The following is a 22,428-nucleotide window of genomic DNA, read 5'->3' as shown; positions in this document are numbered from 1 at the left end:
GCCCTTTTTTTCGTCGATTTCGGCGCATCCGAACGCGCCCGCCGCGCGGGCGCTGCGACAACCGGCCCGATGCCGCGCGCGGCCCGTCCGGCGGGCGATCCCGCCCGATGCACGCACGCCCGGCGCCCATCCGCTCACATCGACGCTTGACCTGCGCCGACCGACTCGCTAGCGTTTCGGGTTTGCCCGGGTGGCCGTTGCCGCCGGTGCCGAGACAGCGCCCGACGTCCTGGCGCGCGCGGCCGGGCTCCGATGGAAAAGACGATGCAGAAACTCGATGCGGCCAGCCCGCAGGCGATGTCGACCGATTTCACCGCCGACAACGTCGCGCGCCTGAAGGCGCTGTTCCCCGAACTCGTGACCGAAGGCCCGCAAGGCGCGTCGGTCGACGTCGACGTGCTGAAGGCGCTGGTGGGCGACCGCACGGTCGGCGATGCCGAAGAACGCTATGGCTTCCACTGGCACGGCAAGCGCGACGCGCGCCAGGCCGCGCTCACGCCGTCGACGGGCACGCTGCGGCCCTGCCCCGAAGACAGCGTCGCATGGGACGACACGCGCCACCTCGTGATCGAGGGCGACAACCTCGACGTGATGAAGCTGCTGCACAAGAGCTACGCGGGCAAGGTGAAGCTGGTCTACATCGATCCGCCGTACAACACCGGCAGCGACTTCGTGTACCCGGACGACTTCAGCGACAGCATCCGCCACTACCTCGCGATGACGGGGCAGACCGAAGGCGGCGTGAAGCGCAGCACCAACACCGAGGCGAACGGCCGGTTTCATACCGACTGGCTGAACATGATGTACCCGCGCCTGAAGCTCGCGCACGCGCTGCTGTCCGACGAAGGGCTGATCGTCGTGCACATCGACGAGCACGAAGTGCACGCGCTGGTGCTGATGCTGCGCGAGATCTTCGGCGAGGAGAACGAGCTCGGCGTCGCGGTGTGGGACAAGCGCAACCCGAAGGGCGACGCACGCGGCATCGCGTACCAGCACGAATCGCTGGTGCTGTTCGCGCGCAATGCCGAGACGCTGCTCGAACGCGCGCCGCTGAAGCGCCCGAAGCGCAACGCGCAGCGCATGCTCGACGCCGCGCGCGACGCGATGTACCGCAGCGGCACGCCGAAGGATGCCGCGAAGGCGTTCCGCGCGTGGATGAAGGCGCAGACCAACCTGTCGGGCGGCGAGGCGATGTACGACCGGCTGTCGGAAGACGGGCGCGTGTACCGCCTCGTCTCGATGGCGTGGCCGAACAAGAAGAAGGCGCCGGAAGAATATTTCACGCCGCTGATCCACCCGGTCACCGGCAAGCCGTGCGCGATGCCGGCACGCGGCTGGCGCAATCCGCCGGCGACGATGCAGGCGCTGCTCGAACGCGGCCAGATCGAATTCGGCGCGGACGAGACCACGCAGCCGCAGCGCATCTACTACCTCGACGAGAACATGTACGAGAACGTGCCGTCGGTGCTGCCGTTCGGCGGCTCGGACGACGCGCTGCTGAAGACGCTCGGCATTCCGTTCGAGCAGCCGAAGCCGGTCGACTTCGCGGCGGCCGTGATCGGCTGGTGCACGCGCGGCGACGACATCGTGCTCGACTGCTTCGCGGGCTCCGGCTCGACCGGCCACGCGGTGATGCAGGTCAACGCGACCGACGGCGGCGCGCGCCGCTACATCATGGTGCAACTGCCCGAGGCGCTCGACCGCCGCGACAAGACGCAACAGGGCGCGGCCGACTTCTGCGCGAAGCTGAAAAAGCCGCTGACGCTCGCGGAAGTGACCAAGGAACGGCTGCGCCGCGCCGCGCAGCAGGTCGCGCGCGACTATCCGGAAAGCTATGGCGACCTCGGTTTTCGCGTGTACCGGCTCGACACGACCAACGTGATCGAGTGGGATCCGCGCCGCGACGACTTCGACCACGCGCTGTTCGCGTCCGTCGAGCACGTGAAGACCGGCCGCACCGACGACGACCTGCTCGCCGAGCTGACGCTCAAGCTCGGCCTCGACCTGTGCACGCCGGTCGAGCATCACGCGGTGGCCGGCAAGACCGTGCACCTGATCGGCCGCTCGATCGTCGCGTGCTTCGACGCGCGCGTGTCGCGCGACGACGCCGAGCCGCTCGCCGACGGCATCGTCGCGCTGCTCGACGCGACCGGCGCGACGCGCGACGTCACGTGCCTGTTCCGCGACAGCGGCTTCGTCGACGACGTCGCGAAGCTCAATCTCGCCGCGCTGCTCGAACAGCACGGCGTGAAGCGCGTGCGGAGCCTGTGATGCGGCTGCATTTCGAAGCGGACCTCGACTACCAGCGCGACGCGATCGACGCCGTCTGCGACCTGTTTCGCGGCCAGGAATCGTATCGCGGCGACTTCAGCGTGCTCGCCAATGCCGCGCCGGGCACGACGGCCGCCGCGCAGGGCTCGCTCGGCTTCGCGGTGTCGGAACAGGGCGTCGGCAACCGGCTGTCGCTGACCGAGGACGCGCTCGCGCGCAATCTCGCCGACGTGCAGCTGCGCGGCGGCCTGCCGCCGTCCGGCCTGCCCGGCTCGCGCGACTTCACCGTCGAGATGGAGACCGGCACCGGCAAGACCTACGTCTACCTGCGCACGATCTTCGAGTTGAACCGGCGCTACGGCTTCACGAAGTTCGTGATCGTCGTGCCGTCGATCGCGATCAAGGAAGGCGTGCACAAGACGCTCGCGATCACCGAGGACCATTTCCGCGCGCTGTACGCAGGCGTGCCGTACGACTACTTCCTGTACGACTCCGCGAAGCTCGGCCAGGTGCGCCACTTCGCCGCGAGCGCGGCGATCCAGATCATGGTGATGACCGTCGCCGCGATCAACAAGCGCGAGGTCAACAACCTCTACAAGGACAGCGAGAAGACCGGCGGCGAGAAGCCGATCGACCTGATCCGCGCGACGCGGCCGATCGTGATCGTCGACGAGCCGCAAAGCGTCGACGGCGGGCTCGAAGGTCGCGGGCGCGAAGCGCTGGCCGCGATGGACCCGCTCTGCACGCTGCGCTACTCGGCCACGCACGTCGACCGTCACCACATGGTGTACCGGCTCGACGCGGTCGACGCGTACGAGCGCAAGCTCGTCAAGCAGATCGAGATCGCGTCGGCGATCGTCGAGGATGCGCACAACAAGCCGTACGTGCGGCTCGTCGGCGTGTCGAACCGGCGCGGTTCGATCAGCGCGCGCGTCGAACTCGACGTCGCGACGAGCGCCGGCGTGAAGCGCCAGATCGTGTCGGCGACCGACGGCGACGATCTCGAACGGTTGACCAAGCGCGCGCTGTACGCGGGGCTGCGGATCGGCGAGGTGCATGCGGTAAAGGGCGCCGAATACGTCGAGCTGCGGCATCCGGAAGGCGAGGCGTTCCTGTCGCTCGGCGAGGCGTTCGGCGACATCGACACGCTCGCCGTGCAGCGCGAGATGATCCGCCGCACGATCCGCGAGCATCTCGACAAGGAACTGCGCCTCGCCGAACGCGGCGTGAAGGTGCTGTCGCTGTTCTTCGTCGATTCGGTCGAGCGCTATCGCCGCTACGACGAGAACGGGATGCCGGTGAAGGGCGACTACGCGCTGATCTTCGAAGAGGAATATGCGCGCGCGGCGCGCGTGCCGGCCTATCGCGCGCTGTTCGACGGCGTCGACATCGCGCGCGAGGTCGAGCGCGCACACAACGGCTACTTCTCGATCGACCGCAAGGGCGGCTGGACCGACACCAGCGAAAGCAGCGCGGCGGCCCGCGAGAACGCGGAGCGCGCGTACGGGCTGATCATGCGCGAGAAGGAAGCGCTGCTGTCGTTCGACACGCCGCTGAAGTTCATCTTCTCGCACTCGGCGCTGAAGGAAGGCTGGGACAACCCGAACGTGTTCCAGATCTGCACACTGCGCGACATCCAGACCGAGCGCGAGCGTCGCCAGACGCTCGGCCGCGGGCTGCGTCTCGCGGTCGACCAGGACGGCGAACGCGTGCGCGACCCGGGCGTCAACACGCTCACCGTGATCGCGACCGAGCGCTACGAATCGTTCGCGGAGAACCTGCAGAAGGAAATCGAGGCCGACACGGGCATCCGTTTCGGCATCGTCGAGGAACACCAGTTCGCGGCGCTGCCCGTGCAGGAAGGCGACGGGCCCGCGCATGCGCTCGGTATCGAGTTGTCGCGCGTGCTGTGGACGCATCTGCACGAACAAGGCTACGTCGACGCGCAGGGCAAGGTGCTCGACCGGCTGAAGGACGCGTTGCGGCAAAGCGCGCTCGTGCTGCCGGAAGCATTCGAGACGCTGCGCGCACCGATCGTCGCGACGCTGCGCAAGCTGTCGGGCCGCTTCGCGGTGCGCAACGCCGACGAGCGCCGCGCGATCGCGCTGCGGCGCGATGCATCCGGCAAGGCCGTCGTGTTCGGCGACGACTTCCGCGCGCTGTGGGATCGCATCCGTCACCGCACCGTGTACAGCGTGGAATTCGACAATGCGAAGCTCGTGCGCGACTGCACGGCCGCGCTGCGCGACGCGCCGGAGATCGCGCGCGCGCGGCTGCAGTGGCGCAAGGCCGAGATCGACATCGGCAAGGCCGGCGTCGAGGCGATCGAGGTCGCGGGCGCCGGCACCGTGCTGATCGACGAAGGCGAGCTGCCGCTGCCCGACCTGCTCACCGAGCTGCAGGACCGCACGCAGCTCACGCGCCGCTCGCTCGCAACGATCCTCGCGGACAGCGGCCGGCTCGACGACTTCCGCGTGAATCCGCAGCAGTTCATCGCGCTCGCCGCCGATGCGATCAACCGCTGCAAGCGGCTCGCGCTCGTCGCGGGCATCGCGTACCGCAAGCTCGGCGAGCGCCACTTGCATGCGCTCGAATCGTTCGAGAGCGAGGCGCTGACCGGCTATCTGCGCAACCTGCGGCTCGATGCGCGCAAGTCGATCCACGAAGCCGTGGTGTGCGAGACGGACGCGGAGCGCGCGTTCGCCGATGCGCTCGAGGCGCACGACGGCGTGAAGCTTTACGCGAAGCTGCCTGCGTGGTTCCGCATCGCGACGCCGCTCGGCAGCTATCACCCGGACTGGGCGGTGCTCGCCGAGCAGGAGGGCGGCGAACGGCTGTACTTCGTCGTCGATACGCCGAACGCGGACGGCCATGTGCCGAGCGAGCACGAGCGTGCGAAGCTCGCCTGCGGCGAAGCGCATTTCCGCGCGCTGGCGGACGGTGAAGACGCGGCGCGGTTCGTGCGGGTCGGGAATGCCGGGGCATTGTTCGACCCTGCGGCGATGACGGGCGCGGGGCGCTAGGACGAAAGGCGGCGACGAGCCGCCTTTTTTATCGACCGGCGGGAAGCAGGAAGCGGTGCGCAGCGGCACTTTTCCAGCCTGAAATTCGCGTGAAAGCCGTTCGTATTCGTTGCGTATCCGACATCCGGTTACGGCCGGTTGCAAATCGATGCGGCTCGTGGCGCGCCGCGTGCGAGTCTCCGTGGAAATGAAAAAAGGGCGCCGCAGCGCCCTTCCGTCGTCTTTGCCTGAGTGCGTGCTTATAGCGTGCGACCGAACGCGTGGTGACGCCCGTGATGCGTGGACGTCGACGCATGCGCGGTATGGCCGTGCGAGCGCGCGCGGCCCGGCTGCGCGCCGGCGCGATCGGCGATCGAATCGGAGCGGTCGGCCGCGCGCGACAGGCCCTTGTCGCGGTCGCCGGCCTTGAAGCCGTTGGAGTTGCTGAGCGCGGCGCCGCTCATGTGGCCGCCGGACATGCCGCCCGCGTTGCCGCCGGAGCCGCCTGCGCCATGACCGCCGCCGTTGCCACCGCCATTGCCGCCGGCAGCGGCATGGGCTGACGCCGTGCCGAGCGCGAGCAGTGCGGCCGCCAGCACGGACAGGTATCGTTGGTGTTTCATCTTGTGCTCCCTGGAGCGCGTTGGGGTGATTGCATTCTAAGAACGCGCGTAATTCGTGCCGTACGACCGTGTAAATGATCGTAACGACGCACGCGACTCGCACTCATCAGATCAATCCCTGTTTCGTCGCGCGCGACCAAAGCGGGAGAAGCCGGCGGGAGCGGCGCCGCAGCGCCGCCCCGATGGCGCGTTACTGCGCCGGCTGCATGCCCTGCGCAGCGGCCTTGCGCTGCGCGGCCTGCTCTTCCGCGTGCTTCTTCGCCATGTGATGGCCGACGATGCAGCCGCCGACCGCGCCGACGACGGCGTGGTGTCCCGCGTAATGGCCGGCCACACCGCCGACCACCGCGCCCTTCATGCAGCCCGCCGCGTGCGCGCTGCCGATCGTTGCGAGCGCAACGACGGCGGCAGCCGCGCCCAGCCTGATGGATCGAATGGACCTCATGCGATCACTCTCCTCTTGTCGTGATCATGCGAGCCGGTCAGTCCCAGCGGCCGCCGTGCCAGCCGCCGCGATCGCGCCACTCGTGCTCGCGCCATTCGCGACGGCGCCACTCGTGTTCGCGCCATTCGCGCGCACGCCAGTCGTCGCCGCGCCAGCCGTCGTAGCGGTAGCCGACCGGGGCGTACGCGACCGGCGGCGGCGGGGCCACGTAGACGGGTGCCGGCGCCGCATAGGCGGGCACGCCGATGCCGACCGACAGGTCAACGTGGGCCGATGCGACGCCCGAAGCTGCCAGCGCCGCTACACCGAGAACTGCACCGAGAATAAGTTTCTTGCTCATCTCGCGGACTCCCTGCACGTGTCGTGCGTCATGTGAATACGGTTCGGAGTCTAGGCACTGGGCCCTGACACAGGTGAAACCGGTCTGCGAGTCCCGTAACGGACGTTTACGGCCGCCCGCAAAGCCTTGCCGGACAAGGAAGAGGCGGACTTCTACACGCCGTTGCAACGCGGCATCGAATCGGTAAAAAGGGGATTTTCGGCATGAAACCGCGCGATGAGGCGCGCGGCGGCACCGGTGCGAACCGGCGGCGAACCGCCCGCATCGTGCGCGGGCGGCTCGCGTCGGAAGGGGTTACGCGCGGATATCGTCGACGCTGCGCAGCCAGTGCACGCTGAACAGCTGATCGGAGTCGGTCCACACGGTGTCGGGCTCGAACCCCGCGCGGCGCGCGATCGCGTGAAAACCGTCGATCGTGAACTTGTACGAGTTCTCCGTATGGATGCGCTCGCCGGCCTCGAACCGGAACGTGTGACCGCCCACGCGTACGCTCTGCGCGACATCGCTGACGAGATGCATCTCGATGCGCTGCTGCTCGGGGGCGTAGAACGCGCAATGCGAGAACGCATCGAGGTCGAAGTCCGCGCCGAGTTCGGCGTTCGCGCGCGCGAGCAGGTTCAGGTTGAACTGCGCGGTCACGCCCTGCGCATCGTTGTACGCGTCGTGCAGCGTGCGCATGTCCTTCACGAGATCCGCGCCGACCAGCAATCCGCCGCCGCGCAGCAGCCGCGCCGCGTCGCGCAGGAACGCATCGGCCTCCTCCGGCGAGAAATTGCCGATCGTCGAGCCGGGGAAGAAGCCGATGCGCCGCCGCGGCGATGCGGACAGCTCGGCCAGCTGCTCGGCCTTCGTATAGTCGGCCGCGAGCGGCGCGACGTCGAGCCACGGATACGCCGCGCGCAGGCGTGCGGCCGCGCCGTGCAGGTAGTCGGCCGAGATGTCGACCGGCACGTAGCGCGCCGGCGCGTTCGCGTAGTTGCCCGCGAACGCGTCGAGCAGCACGCGGATCTTCTCGAGCGAGCCCGCGCCGAACTCGACGATGTCCGCGTGCGGACCGACGCGCCGCACGATGTCCGCCGCGCGATCGCGCAGGATCCCGAGCTCGGTGCGCGTCGGGTAGTACTCGGGCAGTTCGCAGATGCGGTCGAACAGCTCGGAACCGGCCGCATCGTAGAAGTATTTCGGCGGAATACTGCGCGGCGTGCGCGACAGTCCGTCGATCAGGTCGCGCTCGAACGCGCTCGGCCGCGAATCGCGGGCGGGTTGCAGGCCACCGCTCGTGGCCGTCAGGTCAGACGTCTCGCGCAAGTCGCACTCCCGTGAATTGCCAGCGCGCGGCCGGCGGAAAGAAATTGCGGTACGTCGGCCGCGCATGCCCGGGCGGCGTCGCGATGCTGCTGCCGCGCAGGACCTGCTGGCCGACCATGAACTTGCCGTTGTATTCGGCCGCGACACCCGCGAGCGGCCGAAAGCCCGGATATGGCTCGTATGACGAACGCGTCCACTGCCACACGTGCCCGAGCATCTGGCGGATGCCGTCCGCCTGGAACGCAGCCTCCCATTCGAATTCGGTCGGCAGCCGCGCGCCGGCCCATTCCGCATACGCGGCCGCCTCGTAAAAGCTCACGTGGCAGACCGGCGCATCGGGCGCGAGCGGTTCGGCGCCGTGCAGGCCGAAGGCGCGCCATGCGTGCTGCGGCGCAGACGAGGCCGCGCCGGCGACCAGCGTGTCGTCGTCGGTGATCCAGTATGCGGGCCCTTGCCACCCTTCCCTTTGCACCGTCGCCCAGCCGTCGGACAACCAGTATTCGGGGCGCGCATAGCCGCCGTCCGCGATGAACGCGGCGAATTCGGCATTCGTCACCAGGCGATCCGCGATCTCGTACGGTCGCACCAGCGCCGTATGGCGCGGCCGTTCGTTGTCGAACGAGAACGCGTCGCCGTCGTGGCCGATCTCGACGAGTCCGCCCGGCTGGCGCAGCCAGCGCATCTCGCCTCCATCGCCCGCCTCGCCCTGCCCGTGCGCGCCGTTGCGCGGCCAGAAGGCCGGCCGCAGCGGGTTGCACGAGAACGCGTGCAGCATGTCGGTGACGATCAGTTCCTGATGCTGCTGTTCGTGATGCAGGCCGAGCTCGACCTCGGGCGCGATCGCGTCGAGCAGGGCCGGATCGTCGCAGGCGAGCGCACGCAGCATCGCGTCGTCGACGTGCTGGCGATACGCATGCACCTCGTCGAGCGACGGGCGCGTGAGCAGCCCGCGCTGCGGACGCGGATGGCGCGGGCCGAGCGCTTCGTAATAGGAATTGAAGAGGAACTGGAATGCGTCGTCGAACGGCGTGTAGCCGGGGACGCGGCGCATCAGCACGACGGTTTCGAAGAACCACGTCGTATGCGCGAGATGCCATTTCGACGGACTCGCGTCGGGCATCGACTGCACGGCCTGGTCTTCGGCGGACAGCGTCGCCGTCAACGCGACGCTATGGGCGCGCACGTCCTGGTAACGGCGCTGAAGCTGGGATGCAAGGAGGCTCATCGGTTTGCCGTCCACGTCGCGATTCGCTGCGTTGCGTTGCCGGAAAAAGGAAAGCCTCGCGCTCGATGCGCGCGGCTGACGTGCGACCTTCGTTGCTGCGTCGTCGGGCAGCCGGCGCGCGCGCCGGGCCGCGAATGCGGCGTCACTTCATCCGCCCGTGCAGAACAGTATGGTCCAGAAATGTGAACGTCGCGAATCCGATTGCGGATGAAACCGCTTCGAAAGAAAAATGAAAGCTTGTGCGGTGTCCGATATCGCGTGCAGCCGGGGCCTCGCCATCCGCCGCGATGCGCGTACCGATGGGGCTGCGCGGCCGTTCGCGACGTGCGCGCCGCGCGTCCCGGATGCCGACTGCGCCCGCGACGCGGTGTGACGATCATGCAACGCCCGGATGGGACGCCGCCGCCCGCCCTCGCCTTATCGAAAATTTTTTGCCGCGATGTCACATTCGCGGGGCGCTATCTCGTCATGTCATCGGAACCCACACGAAAGGAGAAGGAACCATGACTGCGAAACTCAACCCGTTTGCCGCCGCTCCCGCCTTGATGAAGGACTGGATGGGCCTGTCCGTCACGGTTGCCGGCAGCCTCGAGCCGACGCTGATCGAACTGGTCAAGATCCGCGCGTCGCAGATCAACGCGTGCGCGAACTGCCTTAACATGCACACCGTCGAGGCGCGCGCGCAAGGCGAAACCGAGCAACGCATCAACCTGCTCGCCGCGTGGCGCGAAGCGCCCTGCTACACCGATCGCGAACGCGTGGCGCTCGGCTGGACCGACGCGCTCACGCGACTGTCGGAAGGCCATGCGCACGAAGCGGCGTATGCCGCGCTGAACGACCACTTTACGCAGGAGGAACAGGTGAAGCTCACGCTGATGATCAACGTGATCAACGGCTGGAATCGTCTGGCGGTCGGTTTCGGGCTATGGGTCGATCCGGCCGACGCGAAGGCCGCCGCCGCGAAGATGGTGGCCTGATGACGAGCTCCGATCCAGTCGGCGTGCATGCCGACGCGGCGGCGAGCTTCGATCCGCTGCGCCGCATGCTGGTCCGCGTCGCGTACCGGATGCTCGGCTCCGTCGCCGATGCCGAGGACATGGTGCAGGAGGCGTTCATCCGCTGGATGGAGGTCGACCGCGACGAAATCCGCGTGCCCGAGGCGTTCCTGCGCCGGATGGTGATGCGGATGTGCCTCGACCAGCTGAAGTCCGCGCGGCATCGGCGCGAAACCTATGTCGGCCCGTGGCTGCCGGAGCCCGTCGTCGACGAGGACGAAACGGAGGACGTCACGCTGCCGCTGATGCTCGCGCTCGAACGGCTGTCGCCGCTCGAACGCGCGGCGTTCCTGCTGCACGACGTGTTCGGTCTGGAATTCGACGAAGTGGCCGCGACGATCCAGCGCGAGCCGGCCGCATGCCGGCAGCTCGCCGCGCGGGCCCGCACCCACGTGCGCGATGCGCGGCCGCGGTTTAGGGTCGAGAAGCAGCGCGGCATCGAGCTGGCGGAAGCGTTCTATACGGCGTCGCGCAGCGGCGACATGCGTGCGCTCGGCGCGATGCTGGCCGAGGACGTGAGCCTGCATGCGGACGGCGGCGGCAAGCGGTCGGCCGCGGGCGTGCCGGTGTTCGGCTTCGAGCGCGTGATGAAGGTGCACACGCACCTGGCCGAACTGTTCGCGACGCACGCGTCGAAGCTCGTGCGCGCCGGTTTCGTCAACGGACTGCCGGGCTTCGTCACGCTGGAAGCCGACGGCGAGCTGCAGACGACCGCGCTGGAGATCGAGGACGGCAAGATCGTCGCGATCTACGTCGTGCGCAATCCGGACAAGCTGAAGCATCTGCATTGATGCGTCGCACGCCGTGTGCCTGCACGGCGTCGGCGCCCTTCCGCTCGCGTTTGCTTGCGTACGTGAATGCGGGACTTCGATGCGCGAGACATGCCGCGAAACGCGTTGCGTACGGCAGAAAAGAAAAACGCCACGCGAAGTTGCCGCGTGGCGTTCGATCATTTGGCGAGCTGGATTGCCTGTAGGCAATGCATGCTGCCGACCCCTTCAATTGTTCGTTGGTAGGCTCGATTGGATTCGAACCAACGACCCCCACCATGTCAAGGTGGTGCTCTAACCAACTGAGCTACGAGCCTAAGAAGCCGCGAATTATAGAGAGGGTTTCCGGGGAGCGCAAGCCCCTTCGTGAAAATTCTTCAGGCGCGCGAACGGATGGCGTGCGATGCGATGCACAGCGTCGCCGCTGTGTGCGACGGAGTTATCCACACGCGCCTATGGATAACCGTCTCGCAAGCTTCTGGATTCACAGTGGAACGATTGAGGATATCTGTGCGGCCCCGAAATTCACGGAAAAGTTGTTCGACGCATCCGCAAGCTGTGCACGCGAGTCGAGCCAGGTTGTGCGTTTCGCATCGCATTGATTTTTCAGCCGGTTAACGAGGTTATCCACTGTGACGCACAGGTCTTGTTAACTGTTACTACGTATATATACGTTCTCTGTTAACACCTTTGGATAAGCACAGTCTCGCGACTGTGATGCGGGCAGGAAGAAGACGTCCGCCACATCCCGTCGTATGGACCGGCTTCGCCGGAACGTTTGTAGAATCGCGAGCATTGCTGCCAAGTGCGAGGCGATTCATGAAGGCACCTGCCGATGAAGTGCTAGTAAGGGACATTGCCGGACTGGTTGCTGTGGTCGTGACCAACGTTGCAGCTGTGTCCGACGCATTGATGCGGCTCGGCTTCACGCCACAGGCCGATCGCTGGGAACGCGCGGTCGCCGACGATGACGACCGTCGCGCGCTGGTTGCCGCACTGATCGAACTCGGCGCGTTGTTTTCTGCCGTCCGCGACTGGAGCCCGCAGGCGCTCGTCGAGCATTACCGCGAGCTCGGCGTCGTTCGACGCGCGTACCGTTCGATTGCATGGCGCGGCCCGGGGCAGTACGTGATCGAACGGCATTGAATACGCGATGAAATCGAAAAGACTGCAGCGCAACGCAAGCCGTGCTTGCACCGGAAGGCCGTGATGGGACCGATCATCTGCCGTCGTCATGGAGCCGGACGGGCGACGGAGATATCGACGGGCGTTGCCGGCCGTATTCGACCGCGCGGGCAGTTCGTGCCGGGCGAACTCGTGAAGGTTTCGCTCGATCGTCCGAAATACAGTCGGCGCATGTGGGTACTGCGTACCGAGTTCGACGCGCTTCAGGTCGAAGCGACCTTCGTCGACAAGGTCGCGCACGTGACGGCTTTTCCGCAGATCGCGGCGCTGGAGCGCTTGAAAACTCATGCGTGCTCGGCGTGCGTCGACGAACTGCTGGTGCGTTCCGGCGAGGCGCCCGACAAGCCGACGTCGATCGAGCAGGCATTCGATACCTCGCTCGTCGCGGCGGACGCGCAATGGCCGCACGACTTCGTGCGTTGCGAACTGCACGGATTGATCCTGCCGACGCGAACGTCACCCGATATCGAAAAGGCGATTCTGTCGATCGGCGTCGTGCGCGATTGCCATGTCGTGCAGGTGATCCATGGCGCGTTGACGCATGAACCGCGCTACTGGTTCGATGAAGCGTTCTTGCGTGAGGTGCTGGGAGACGGTATCGAGATCGACGGATCGACGTTCAGGGTCGAGCGCGACGAGGATTTCGCCCAGGTCTGGCGTGCCGGCGAGCGCGTCTGTCCGGACTGCCTGCGGGAGACGTTGAAGCGCAGCGGTTTGATCGACGACGAGACGGCGACATGACGTGCAGTGGCGAAGCGACGAACGAGCTGTGGACGTCCGGCACGGAAAACTGCGTGAATGCTGTGAACCGCGCTGTTTCGGGACGTCGGTGAGACGCTTTCGCGTGTGCCGGGCGGGTGTGGAAAAGCGCGCGCAAACCGGTCGAAAACGCTGTGTCGTGGCCGGCGCGATTCGCGGAGAGCGCTGTATGGGTTCGACGATGCAGACCGGTCGCGCAAATTCAGGTCTTCGAACGAAATGACCTGTTGGAAAAAATGTGGATAAATCGATTCGAAAACCACTCGCGATGCTGTGCATTTGCAGGGTGAGCCTTCCGTCCGCGAGTGGCTTCGTTGCGCCGTGAGGCCCGTGTTTCGGGGCTTTTCGCGGACTGGCAGCGAGCGTTCATTCGACTCGTGGCGATCGATGGCCTCGACGGTTTCGATGTGGATATCGTGGCGATCAACTCACTCGAAACGCTGTGCGCCTGATGAGTGAGAGGGCGCGAACGAGGCAGAAAAGGAAGGAAACGTTGTGGATATTCCCAACCTCAAACGACCGGAAACGCTGTGAGCTTCGACCCCTGAACGTGATCGGCTGCGAACGATAGCATCGAGCCGACGTTTTCGGTGTGGACATCCACCGCCAAAAACGAATCGAAATGCTGTGCACGCCAAAGGTGAGGGCGCCGGCCTTCGACCGGAGCGCGACCCGGTTCCCCTGATGTGGATAACAGGCCACCCAATTCACTCCAAACGCTGTGCGTTTCGATGGTGAGCCCCGTCGCCTGAGGCGCGCACAATCGCCTCACGGGCCCCGACGCGGCCGCGCATCCTGTCACCTACGTCTGCTCGTCGAGCACACGCGCGACGGCCTTTTCCGCGAGACTATCCGCGGGCCCGACCACTGCATAGTTGAGCCCGCGCAACGATCCATACCGCGCGAGCAGGGCGCCGTCGACGCGTTCGCCGGCCGCCAGCAACCGATGCGCGGATTCGGGCGGGCGGAGATAGAAGCTCAGCGTGCGCCCCGCGTCGTCCTGATACAGCACCATCGCGGCGGCCCCGCGTTCGGTCGCGAACAGTCGCGCGCCAATCGGCCTGAATCCCGCGGCGCTCAAATCCGGCAGCATCGCCGATGCGCCGACGCGTCGGGTGAGCCAGGTCTGCAATTCCGCCGCACTCGTCGGCCGGAAATCGACCTTCGCGGCGCGATCGACGACCAGCATCTTGTACGCCTCGACCGCATCGCTCATCGGCGCGACGGCCGCCGGCGCGTTCCAGCCGCGCGCCTGCCATCCGCCGAACGTCCCCAGCCCGATGCAGAACACGAAGGATGCGGCCATCGCGAACCGCATCCGCGTGCGTTCCGCGCGCCGCGCACGAATCGCCGCCGGATCGAGCGCGGGGTTGTCCTCCGGCATCTGCATGCTCGCCAGCGCGGCCCGCAAGCGCTGCGCATCCTGCTGCCAGCGTTTCACCTGTTCCGCGCTTTCCGGATGCAGCGCGAGATAGCGCTCGACCGCGGCGCGCGCGTCGTCGTCGAGCTGGCCGTCGACGTAGGCGTGGAGGTCGTGTTCGTCGGGAGGGATGTTCATTTCATCAATCGCAGGGAAGGAGCGGGAAGCTCGCCGTCGCTGAGCAGGCGCAGCGCCTGGCGCGCACGGGACAGGCGCGACATCACGGTGCCGATCGGCACCTCGAGCAGATCGGCGGCTTCCTGATAGGTAAAGCCCTCGACCGCGATCAGCAGCAGCAGGCTGCGCTGCTCGTTGGGCAGGCGGCCGAACGCTTCGAGCGTCGCGCGCGCGGCCACCTCGCGTTCGGCGGACGGCCAGTGCGGTTCGTCGTCGTCGCGGATGCGGCCGAGCAGCCATGCGTAGCGTTTCGCGCTGCGTTTGCCGTCGAGGAACTGACGATAAAGGATCGTGAAGAGCCAGCTGCGCAGCGATGCGTCGTCGCGGCGGCTCGCCCAGCGCAACAGCGCGCGCTCGAGCGTCGACTGCACGAGATCGTCGGCCGCGTGCACGTCGCGCGCCAGCCAGAGCGCGAAGCGTCGCAGCCTCGGGATGAGTTCGCGTAACGCGTCGTCGTCGGGGGCGGTGGAGGGCATGGCCGGGCCGGTTACCGAAAAGGTCGAGATGCCGCGTAGGACGCCGGTCGGCGCCGCTTATTCCATCAGCATACGAAAAATTTTTTCGTGGAATAAAGCGGCCGGCGCGGCGTCCTACGCGCGTTCGACATTGATCTGACGATCGGGAGTGCATTTCATGAAGCGATCTTCCTCTTCTTCGCCCTCGCCGCGGCAGACGCCGGCGCGCGAGTGGTGGCGCTGGGCCGTGATCGGCGGCGCGATGGCGGGCATGGCGGCGGCGTTCGGCTATGTCGGCGGCTGGCTTGCGCCGACGCGTCTGACGCCGCACCGGCTCGTCGATGCGTTGCAGACCAACGCCGGGCTGCATCCCGGGTTTCGGCGCAATCATGCGAAAGGCGTGTGCGTGACCGGGTATTTCGAAGGCAACGGGGCCGCGAGCGCGTATTCGGTCGCGCCGTTCTTCAAGGCGGGGCGCACGCCGGTGGTCGGGCGGTTCGCGTTGCCGGGCGGGAATCCGTATGCGCCCGACAGCAGCGTGCCGATCCGCAGCCTCGCGCTGAAGCTGACCGCCCCCGACGGCGAACAGTGGCGGACCGGGATGAATGCGATGCCGGTGTTTCCGGTGGCGACGCCGCAGGCGTTTTATCAGCAGACGGTGGCGACGCGGCCCGATCCCAGGACGGGGAAGCCCGATCCGGTGAAGGTGAAGGCGTTCTTTGGCGCGCATCCGGAGGCGGCGGCGTTTCTGCAGTGGATAAAAGCGGCGAAGCCGAGCGCGAGTTACGTGACCGAGAGTTATTACGGGTTGAACGCGTTCTACTTCGTCGACGCGTCGGGCAAGCGGCACGCGGTGAGGTGGCGCGTCGTGCCGGAGCAGACGGCCGGCGCCGGCGACGTCGCGACGGCCGCGGATCCGAACGTGCTGCAGGCGGATCTGACGCGGCGCATCGCGGACGGTGCGCAGAAATGGAAGCTGCTGGTCACCCTGGCGGAGCCCGGCGACCCGGTGGACGACGCAACGAAGGTATGGCCCGCGCAGCGCACGACGATAGATGCGGGGACGCTCGTGCTCGACCGGGTGGCGCCGCAGGACAGCGGGCCGTGCCGGGATGTCAATTACGACCCGACGGTGTTGCCGCAGGGGATTCAGGTGTCGGGCGATCCGTTGCTGGCGGCCAGGTCGGCTGCTTATGCGGATTCGTATCTGCGACGCACGAGTGAAGAGGCTGGCGTGGCGAAGGCGGCCAGCGTGAGCGAGGAGGGGCGGTGATGAAGACGGTGACGACGTTTGGCCTGCCGGCGAGGGTGCTGCACTGGGTGATGGCGGCGATGATCCTGACGATGCTGTTTGTCGGGGTGGGGATGGTGGCGTCGGTGTCGGAGCGGCATACGTTTCTTGTGGGGATTCACAAGCCGCTGGGAGTGGCCGTGCTGGTGCTGGTGTGCGTGCGGATCGTGGTGCGGCTCGGCTCGAAAACGCCGGCATTGCCTGCGGACCTGCCGGGATGGCAGAAGGTCGCTGCGCATGGGTCGCATCTGGTGCTGTATGTGCTGATGGTTGCGATGCCGTTGATCGGGTGGGCGATGCTGTCGGCGGGCGGGTATCCGGTGACGCTCGGCGGCGGAGTGCAGCTGCCGGCGATCGTTTCGGCGGATCCGGTCGCGTTCGCGTGGCTCAGGATCGCGCATCGGGTGCTGGCTTATCTGTTCTTCGCGACGTTTCTTGCGCACTTTGCGGCTGCGCTTTATCACGGGTTGATTCGGCGGGATGGGGTGGTCAGGTCGATGGTGGGGAGGTGAAGGTGCTGCCGGGTGCGCCGGTTTCTCTCTTTATATATATATGGCCCCGCACGCGGCAGCGTGCGGGGCCATATATTTTTTCCGAAACCCCTTGCGCGATTGGAGTGGGGTGCCTAGAATCACGCCTCTTTCGCGCTGACGGCAACGCGGCGCGGAAGGGGAAGCGGAGTCGGCGGTGTGCTGCAGTGTGGAGCGCCCTGGCGACGAAGGAAGAAGAACCCCGCAGTCGCAACGATGTAGCAAAAAGTTGTTGACGCGCTGCGAAACACGGTTCATAATCTCGCTTCTCTGCTGCTGAAAACGCAGCGCTGCTGGAAGGCCCGATGCCTCTCGCAGAATGCTCTTTAAAAACTAACAGCCGATAAGTGTGGGCGCTTGATGTGAGCGAGACCCGATCCTCGGATCGGGATAGCAAAAGTATCAAGAGTCTCACACTAAAGTAAGTCAGGTTTATGAAGTGATTCATAACCTGTCAGCTTTGAGTGAGCGACCGGTTCGAAAGAACCGAAAACAGTAACAGGTTTGAACTGAAGAGTTTGATCCTGGCTCAGATTGAACGCTGGCGGCATGCCTTACACATGCAAGTCGAACGGCAGCACGGGTGCTTGCACCTGGTGGCGAGTGGCGAACGGGTGAGTAATACATCGGAACATGTCCTGTAGTGGGGGATAGCCCGGCGAAAGCCGGATTAATACCGCATACGATCCACGGATGAAAGCGGGGGACCTTCGGGCCTCGCGCTATAGGGTTGGCCGATGGCTGATTAGCTAGTTGGTGGGGTAAAGGCCTACCAAGGCGACGATCAGTAGCTGGTCTGAGAGGACGACCAGCCACACTGGGACTGAGACACGGCCCAGACTCCTACGGGAGGCAGCAGTGGGGAATTTTGGACAATGGGCGAAAGCCTGATCCAGCAATGCCGCGTGTGTGAAGAAGGCCTTCGGGTTGTAAAGCACTTTTGTCCGGAAAGAAATCCTTGGCTCTAATACAGTCGGGGGATGACGGTACCGGAAGAATAAGCACCGGCTAACTACGTGCCAGCAGCCGCGGTAATACGTAGGGTGCAAGCGTTAATCGGAATTACTGGGCGTAAAGCGTGCGCAGGCGGTCTGTTAAGACAGATGTGAAATCCCCGGGCTCAACCTGGGAACTGCATTTGTGACTGGCAGGCTAGAGTATGGCAGAGGGGGGTAGAATTCCACGTGTAGCAGTGAAATGCGTAGAGATGTGGAGGAATACCGATGGCGAAGGCAGCCCCCTGGGCCAATACTGACGCTCATGCACGAAAGCGTGGGGAGCAAACAGGATTAGATACCCTGGTAGTCCACGCCCTAAACGATGTCAACTAGTTGTTGGGGATTCATTTCCTTAGTAACGTAGCTAACGCGTGAAGTTGACCGCCTGGGGAGTACGGTCGCAAGATTAAAACTCAAAGGAATTGACGGGGACCCGCACAAGCGGTGGATGATGTGGATTAATTCGATGCAACGCGAAAAACCTTACCTACCCTTGACATGGTCGGAATCCTGAAGAGATTCGGGAGTGCTCGAAAGAGAACCGGCGCACAGGTGCTGCATGGCTGTCGTCAGCTCGTGTCGTGAGATGTTGGGTTAAGTCCCGCAACGAGCGCAACCCTTGTCCTTAGTTGCTACGCAAGAGCACTCTAAGGAGACTGCCGGTGACAAACCGGAGGAAGGTGGGGATGACGTCAAGTCCTCATGGCCCTTATGGGTAGGGCTTCACACGTCATACAATGGTCGGAACAGAGGGTTGCCAACCCGCGAGGGGGAGCTAATCCCAGAAAACCGATCGTAGTCCGGATTGCACTCTGCAACTCGAGTGCATGAAGCTGGAATCGCTAGTAATCGCGGATCAGCATGCCGCGGTGAATACGTTCCCGGGTCTTGTACACACCGCCCGTCACACCATGGGAGTGGGTTTTACCAGAAGTGGCTAGTCTAACCGCAAGGAGGACGGTCACCACGGTAGGATTCATGACTGGGGTGAAGTCGTAACAAGGTAGCCGTATCGGAAGGTGCGGCTGGATCACCTCCTTTCCAGAGCTAGCTCGCCAGGTTGAGCGCTCACGCTTATCGGCTGTAAATCAAGACAGACTCAGGGGTCTGTAGCTCAGTCGGTTAGAGCACCGTCTTGATAAGGCGGGGGTCGTTGGTTCGAATCCAACCAGACCCACCATTGTCTGACGTGGAAACCTGAGGTGTCTCTGTATGGGGGCATAGCTCAGCTGGGAGAGCACCTGCTTTGCAAGCAGGGGGTCGTCGGTTCGATCCCGTCTGCCTCCACCAATCTTCAATGACAAGCGTTCGAACGAAGCGTGGTTCGAGTCTTTGTCATTGGCGATTGAGCCAGTCAGAGTGATGCAGACAACTGTATCGGCTGTCGTTCTTTAACAATCTGGAAGAAGTAAGTAATTTGGATAGCGGAAGCGTCTTTGAGATGGACGTGGAAACTATCCGGGTTGTGATTGTATCGATGTATCTCAAGATGATTCGAACTTCATGTTCGACTCTAATTGGAATACGGCACAACGCGAGAACTCAACCTGTAGCGACTGTCGATGAGACAGACTCGTTATAGGGTCAAGCGAACAAGTGCATGTGGTGGATGCCTTGGCGATCACAGGCGATGAAGGACGCGGTAGCCTGCGAAAAGCCCCGGGGAGCTGGCAAACAAGCTTTGATCCGGGGATGTCCGAATGGGGAAACCCACTCCTTATGGAGTATCCATGGCTGAATACATAGGCCATGCGAAGCGAACGCGGTGAACTGAAACATCTAAGTAACCGCAGGAAAAGAAATCAACCGAGATTCCCAAAGTAGTGGCGAGCGAAATGGGATGAGCCTTGTACTCTTTATTTGTATTGTTAGCCGAACGCTCTGGAAAGTGCGGCCATAGCAGGTGATAGCCCTGTAGGCGAAAACAGTATGAAAGAACTAGGTGTACGACAAGTAGGGCGGGACACGTGAAATCCTGTCTGAAGATGGGGGGACCATCCTCCAAGGCTAAATACTCGTGATCGACCGATAGTGAACCAGTACCGTGAGGGAAAGGCGAAAAGAACCCCGGGAGGGGAGTGAAATAGATCCTGAAACCGCATGCATACAAACAGTCGGAGCCTCTTCGGGGGTGACGGCGTACCTTTTGTATAATGGGTCAGCGACTTACGTTCAGTAGCAAGCTTAACCGTATAGGGCAGGCGTAGCGAAAGCGAGTCCGAATAGGGCGTTCAGTTGCTGGGCGTAGACCCGAAACCAGGTGATCTATCCATGGCCAGGATGAAGGTGCGGTAACACGTACTGGAGGTCCGAACCCACTAACGTTGAAAAGTTAGGGGATGAGCTGTGGATAGGGGTGAAAGGCTAAACAAACCTGGAAATAGCTGGTTCTCTCCGAAAACTATTTAGGTAGTGCCTCGTGTCTCACCTTCGGGGGTAGAGCACTGTCATGGTTGGGGGGTCTATTGCAGATTACCCCGCCATAGCAAACTCCGAATACCGAAGAGTGCAATCACGGGAGACAGACATCGGGTGCTAACGTCCGGTGTCAAGAGGGAAACAACCCAGACCGCCAGCTAAGGTCCCCAAATATGGCTAAGTGGGAAACGAAGTGGGAAGGCTAAAACAGTCAGGAGGTTGGCTTAGAAGCAGCCACCCTTTAAAGAAAGCGTAATAGCTCACTGATCGAGTCGTCCTGCGCGGAAGATGTAACGGGGCTAAGCCATATACCGAAGCTGCGGATGCGAGCTTGCTCGCATGGTAGGAGAGCGTTCCGTAAGCCTGCGAAGGTGTCTTGTAAAGGATGCTGGAGGTATCGGAAGTGCGAATGCTGACATGAGTAGCGATAAAGGGGGTGAAAGGCCCCCTCGCCGTAAGCCCAAGGTTTCCTACGCAACGTTCATCGGCGTAGGGTGAGTCGGCCCCTAAGGCGAGGCAGAAATGCGTAGCTGATGGGAAGCAGGTCAATATTCCTGCACCGTCGTTAGATGCGATGGGGGGACGGATCGCGGAAGGTTGTCCGGGTGTTGGAAGTCCCGGTCGCTGCATTGGAGAAGGCGCTTAGGCAAATCCGGGCGCGGAATTCAAGGGTGTGGCGCGAGCTCCTTCGGGAGCGAAGCAATTGGAAGTGGTTCCAAGAAAAGCCTCTAAGCTTCAGTCTAACGATGACCGTACCGCAAACCGACACAGGTGGGCGAGATGAGTATTCTAAGGCGCTTGAGAGAACTCGGGAGAAGGAACTCGGCAAATTGGTACCGTAACTTCGGGATAAGGTACGCCCTTGTAGCTTGACTGGCCTGCGCCAGGAGGGTGAAGGGGTTGCAATAAACTGGTGGCTGCGACTGTTTAATAAAAACACAGCACTCTGCAAACACGAAAGTGGACGTATAGGGTGTGACGCCTGCCCGGTGCCGGAAGATTAAATGATGGGGTGCAAGCTCTTGATTGAAGTCCCGGTAAACGGCGGCCGTAACTATAACGGTCCTAAGGTAGCGAAATTCCTTGTCGGGTAAGTTCCGACCTGCACGAATGGCGTAACGATGGCCACACTGTCTCCTCCCGAGACTCAGCGAAGTTGAAGTGTTTGTGATGATGCAATCTACCCGCGGCTAGACGGAAAGACCCCATGAACCTTTACTGTAGCTTTGCATTGGACTTTGAACCGATCTGTGTAGGATAGGTGGGAGGCTATGAAACCGAAACGCTAGTTTCGGTGGAGCCGTCCTTGAAATACCACCCTGGTTTGTTTGAGGTTCTAACCTTGGTCCGTGATCCGGATCGGGGACAGTGCATGGTAGGCAGTTTGACTGGGGCGGTCTCCTCCCAAAGGGTAACGGAGGAGTACGAAGGTACGCTAGGTACGGTCGGAAATCGTGCTGATAGTGCAATGGCATAAGCGTGCTTAACTGCGAGACCGACAAGTCGAGCAGGTGCGAAAGCAGGTCATAGTGATCCGGTGGTTCTGTATGGAAGGGCCATCGCTCAACGGATAAAAGGTACTCTGGGGATAACAGGCTGATACCGCCCAAGAGTTCATATCGACGGCGGTGTTTGGCACCTCGATGTCGGCTCATCTCATCCTGGGGCTGTAGCCGGTCCCAAGGGTATGGCTGTTCGCCATTTAAAGAGGTACGTGAGCTGGGTTTAAAACGTCGTGAGACAGTTTGGTCCCTATCTGCCGTGGGCGTTGGATATTTGAAGGGGGCTGCTCCTAGTACGAGAGGACCGGAGTGGACGAACCTCTGGTGTACCGGTTGTGACGCCAGTCGCATCGCCGGGTAGCTATGTTCGGAAGAGATAACCGCTGAAAGCATCTAAGCGGGAAACTCGCCTTAAGATGAGATATCCCTGGAGGCTTGACCTCCTTGAAGGGTCGTTCGAGACCAGGACGTTGATAGGTCGGGTGTGTAAGCGCAGTAATGCGTTCAGCTAACCGATACTAATTGCCCGTAAGGCTTGATCCTATAACAAGTCTGCCTTGCAGCACTTGTTGATTCTCGTGTGCGATACGCACAACCCAAGATTACTGCTTCTTCCAAGATTGGTTGCGCTGCGAAGCAACGCAACAACCCTCT

At 63.5% G+C, this 22,428-nt stretch carries 15 protein-coding genes, 3 tRNA genes and 2 rRNA genes; 12 read left to right on the top strand and 8 right to left on the bottom strand.

Annotated features, from left to right (window positions below):
- Positions 1-252: 252 nt before the first annotated feature.
- Both WS57_RS13180 and WS57_RS13175 read left to right on the top strand, forming a co-directional pair.
- Entirely contained in the window at positions 253-2,271 is a 2,019-nt protein-coding gene (locus WS57_RS13180) for a site-specific DNA-methyltransferase (protein ID WP_060251155.1), read from the top strand.
- Positions 2,271-5,294, top strand: a complete 3,024-nt coding sequence (locus WS57_RS13175; RefSeq protein ID WP_069244396.1) for a type III restriction-modification system endonuclease — start codon at positions 2,271-2,273, stop codon at positions 5,292-5,294. The genes WS57_RS13180 and WS57_RS13175 overlap by 1 nt, the downstream gene beginning before the upstream one ends.
- 239 nt (positions 5,295-5,533) lie before the next feature.
- Here the strand turns inward: WS57_RS13175 and WS57_RS13170 are convergent, their stop codons facing one another.
- The 5 genes from WS57_RS13170 to egtB all read right to left on the bottom strand — a co-directional run bounded on the left by WS57_RS13170 (position 5,534) and on the right by egtB (position 9,214).
- Complete coding sequence (locus tag WS57_RS13170) at positions 5,534-5,896, bottom strand: hypothetical protein (protein WP_009690363.1); 363 nt, start codon at positions 5,894-5,896, stop codon at positions 5,534-5,536.
- A gap of 190 nt (positions 5,897-6,086) precedes the next feature.
- The gene (locus tag WS57_RS13165; RefSeq protein ID WP_069244395.1) at positions 6,087-6,341 is read right to left on the bottom strand and encodes a hypothetical protein; all 255 of its coding nucleotides are present in this window, start codon (positions 6,339-6,341) and stop codon (positions 6,087-6,089) included.
- A 37-nt stretch (positions 6,342-6,378) separates the two neighbouring features.
- Entirely contained in the window at positions 6,379-6,681 is a 303-nt protein-coding gene (locus WS57_RS13160) for a hypothetical protein (protein ID WP_060333908.1), read from the bottom strand.
- A gap of 294 nt (positions 6,682-6,975) precedes the next feature.
- On the bottom strand, positions 6,976-7,989 hold the full coding sequence (gene egtD, locus WS57_RS13155; RefSeq protein WP_069244394.1) for an L-histidine N(alpha)-methyltransferase: 1,014 nt from the start codon (positions 7,987-7,989) through the stop codon (positions 6,976-6,978).
- On the bottom strand, positions 7,973-9,214 hold the full coding sequence (gene egtB, locus WS57_RS13150) for an ergothioneine biosynthesis protein EgtB (protein WP_009690359.1): 1,242 nt from the start codon (positions 9,212-9,214) through the stop codon (positions 7,973-7,975). Before egtB ends, egtD begins: the two co-directional genes overlap by 17 nt.
- 503 nt (positions 9,215-9,717) lie before the next feature.
- On the opposite strand from egtB, the gene WS57_RS13145 reads away from it, so the two are divergent.
- Together WS57_RS13145 and WS57_RS13140 are read left to right on the top strand one after the other, a co-directional pair.
- Positions 9,718-10,191, top strand: coding sequence for a carboxymuconolactone decarboxylase family protein (locus WS57_RS13145; protein ID WP_069244393.1), 474 nt, complete (start codon positions 9,718-9,720; stop codon positions 10,189-10,191).
- Complete coding sequence (locus WS57_RS13140; protein WP_009690357.1) at positions 10,191-11,060, top strand: sigma-70 family RNA polymerase sigma factor; 870 nt, start codon at positions 10,191-10,193, stop codon at positions 11,058-11,060. Before WS57_RS13145 ends, WS57_RS13140 begins: the two co-directional genes overlap by 1 nt.
- Positions 11,061-11,279: 219 nt before the next feature.
- Here the strand turns inward: WS57_RS13140 and WS57_RS13135 are convergent.
- A tRNA-Val gene (locus WS57_RS13135) sits at positions 11,280-11,356 on the bottom strand.
- Positions 11,357-11,858: 502 nt separating this feature from the next.
- Between WS57_RS13135 and WS57_RS37615 the strand changes: the two genes are divergently transcribed.
- The gene (locus WS57_RS37615) at positions 11,859-12,185 is read left to right on the top strand and encodes a hypothetical protein (RefSeq protein WP_069244392.1); all 327 of its coding nucleotides are present in this window, start codon (positions 11,859-11,861) and stop codon (positions 12,183-12,185) included.
- 63 nt (positions 12,186-12,248) lie between these two features.
- Positions 12,249-12,965 (top strand): hypothetical protein, encoded by a 717-nt coding sequence (locus tag WS57_RS37610; RefSeq protein WP_167361728.1) that lies wholly within the window; start codon positions 12,249-12,251, stop codon positions 12,963-12,965.
- 820 nt (positions 12,966-13,785) lie between these two features.
- Here WS57_RS37610 and WS57_RS13120 read toward each other — a convergent pair.
- Both WS57_RS13120 and WS57_RS13115 read right to left on the bottom strand, forming a co-directional pair.
- Complete coding sequence (locus WS57_RS13120) at positions 13,786-14,541, bottom strand: anti-sigma factor family protein (RefSeq protein ID WP_009690354.1); 756 nt, start codon at positions 14,539-14,541, stop codon at positions 13,786-13,788.
- On the bottom strand, positions 14,538-15,056 hold the full coding sequence (locus tag WS57_RS13115; RefSeq protein WP_009690353.1) for a sigma-70 family RNA polymerase sigma factor: 519 nt from the start codon (positions 15,054-15,056) through the stop codon (positions 14,538-14,540). The genes WS57_RS13120 and WS57_RS13115 overlap by 4 nt, the downstream gene beginning before the upstream one ends.
- 157 nt (positions 15,057-15,213) lie before the next feature.
- On the opposite strand from WS57_RS13115, the gene WS57_RS13110 reads away from it, so the two are divergent.
- The 6 genes from WS57_RS13110 (at position 15,214) to WS57_RS13085 (ending at position 22,317) form a co-directional block, all read left to right on the top strand.
- A complete protein-coding gene (locus tag WS57_RS13110; RefSeq protein WP_069244391.1) occupies positions 15,214-16,308 on the top strand; it encodes a catalase family peroxidase in 1,095 nt (364 codons plus the stop codon).
- Positions 16,308-16,838 carry a cytochrome b gene (locus tag WS57_RS13105; RefSeq protein WP_009690350.1) on the top strand — a complete coding sequence of 177 codons (531 nt, stop codon included), beginning with the start codon at positions 16,308-16,310 and terminating at the stop codon, positions 16,836-16,838. The genes WS57_RS13110 and WS57_RS13105 overlap by 1 nt, the downstream gene beginning before the upstream one ends.
- A 524-nt stretch (positions 16,839-17,362) precedes the next feature.
- Positions 17,363-18,895 (top strand): 16S ribosomal RNA (locus tag WS57_RS13100).
- Between the two features lie 62 nt (positions 18,896-18,957).
- Positions 18,958-19,034 (top strand) — tRNA-Ile (locus tag WS57_RS13095).
- A 34-nt stretch (positions 19,035-19,068) separates the two neighbouring features.
- A tRNA-Ala gene (locus WS57_RS13090) sits at positions 19,069-19,144 on the top strand.
- Between the two features lie 292 nt (positions 19,145-19,436).
- Positions 19,437-22,317, top strand: a 23S ribosomal RNA gene (locus WS57_RS13085).
- Together the 16S and 23S rRNA genes with 2 tRNA genes alongside form the textbook arrangement of a ribosomal RNA operon.
- Positions 22,318-22,428 lie beyond the last annotated feature (111 nt).

The organism is Burkholderia pseudomultivorans, assembly GCF_001718415.1.
Taxonomy (GTDB): domain Bacteria; phylum Pseudomonadota; class Gammaproteobacteria; order Burkholderiales; family Burkholderiaceae; genus Burkholderia; species Burkholderia pseudomultivorans_A.
Note: the sequence above shows the minus strand (reverse complement) of the source record. Positions and strands in the feature narration are given on the sequence as shown.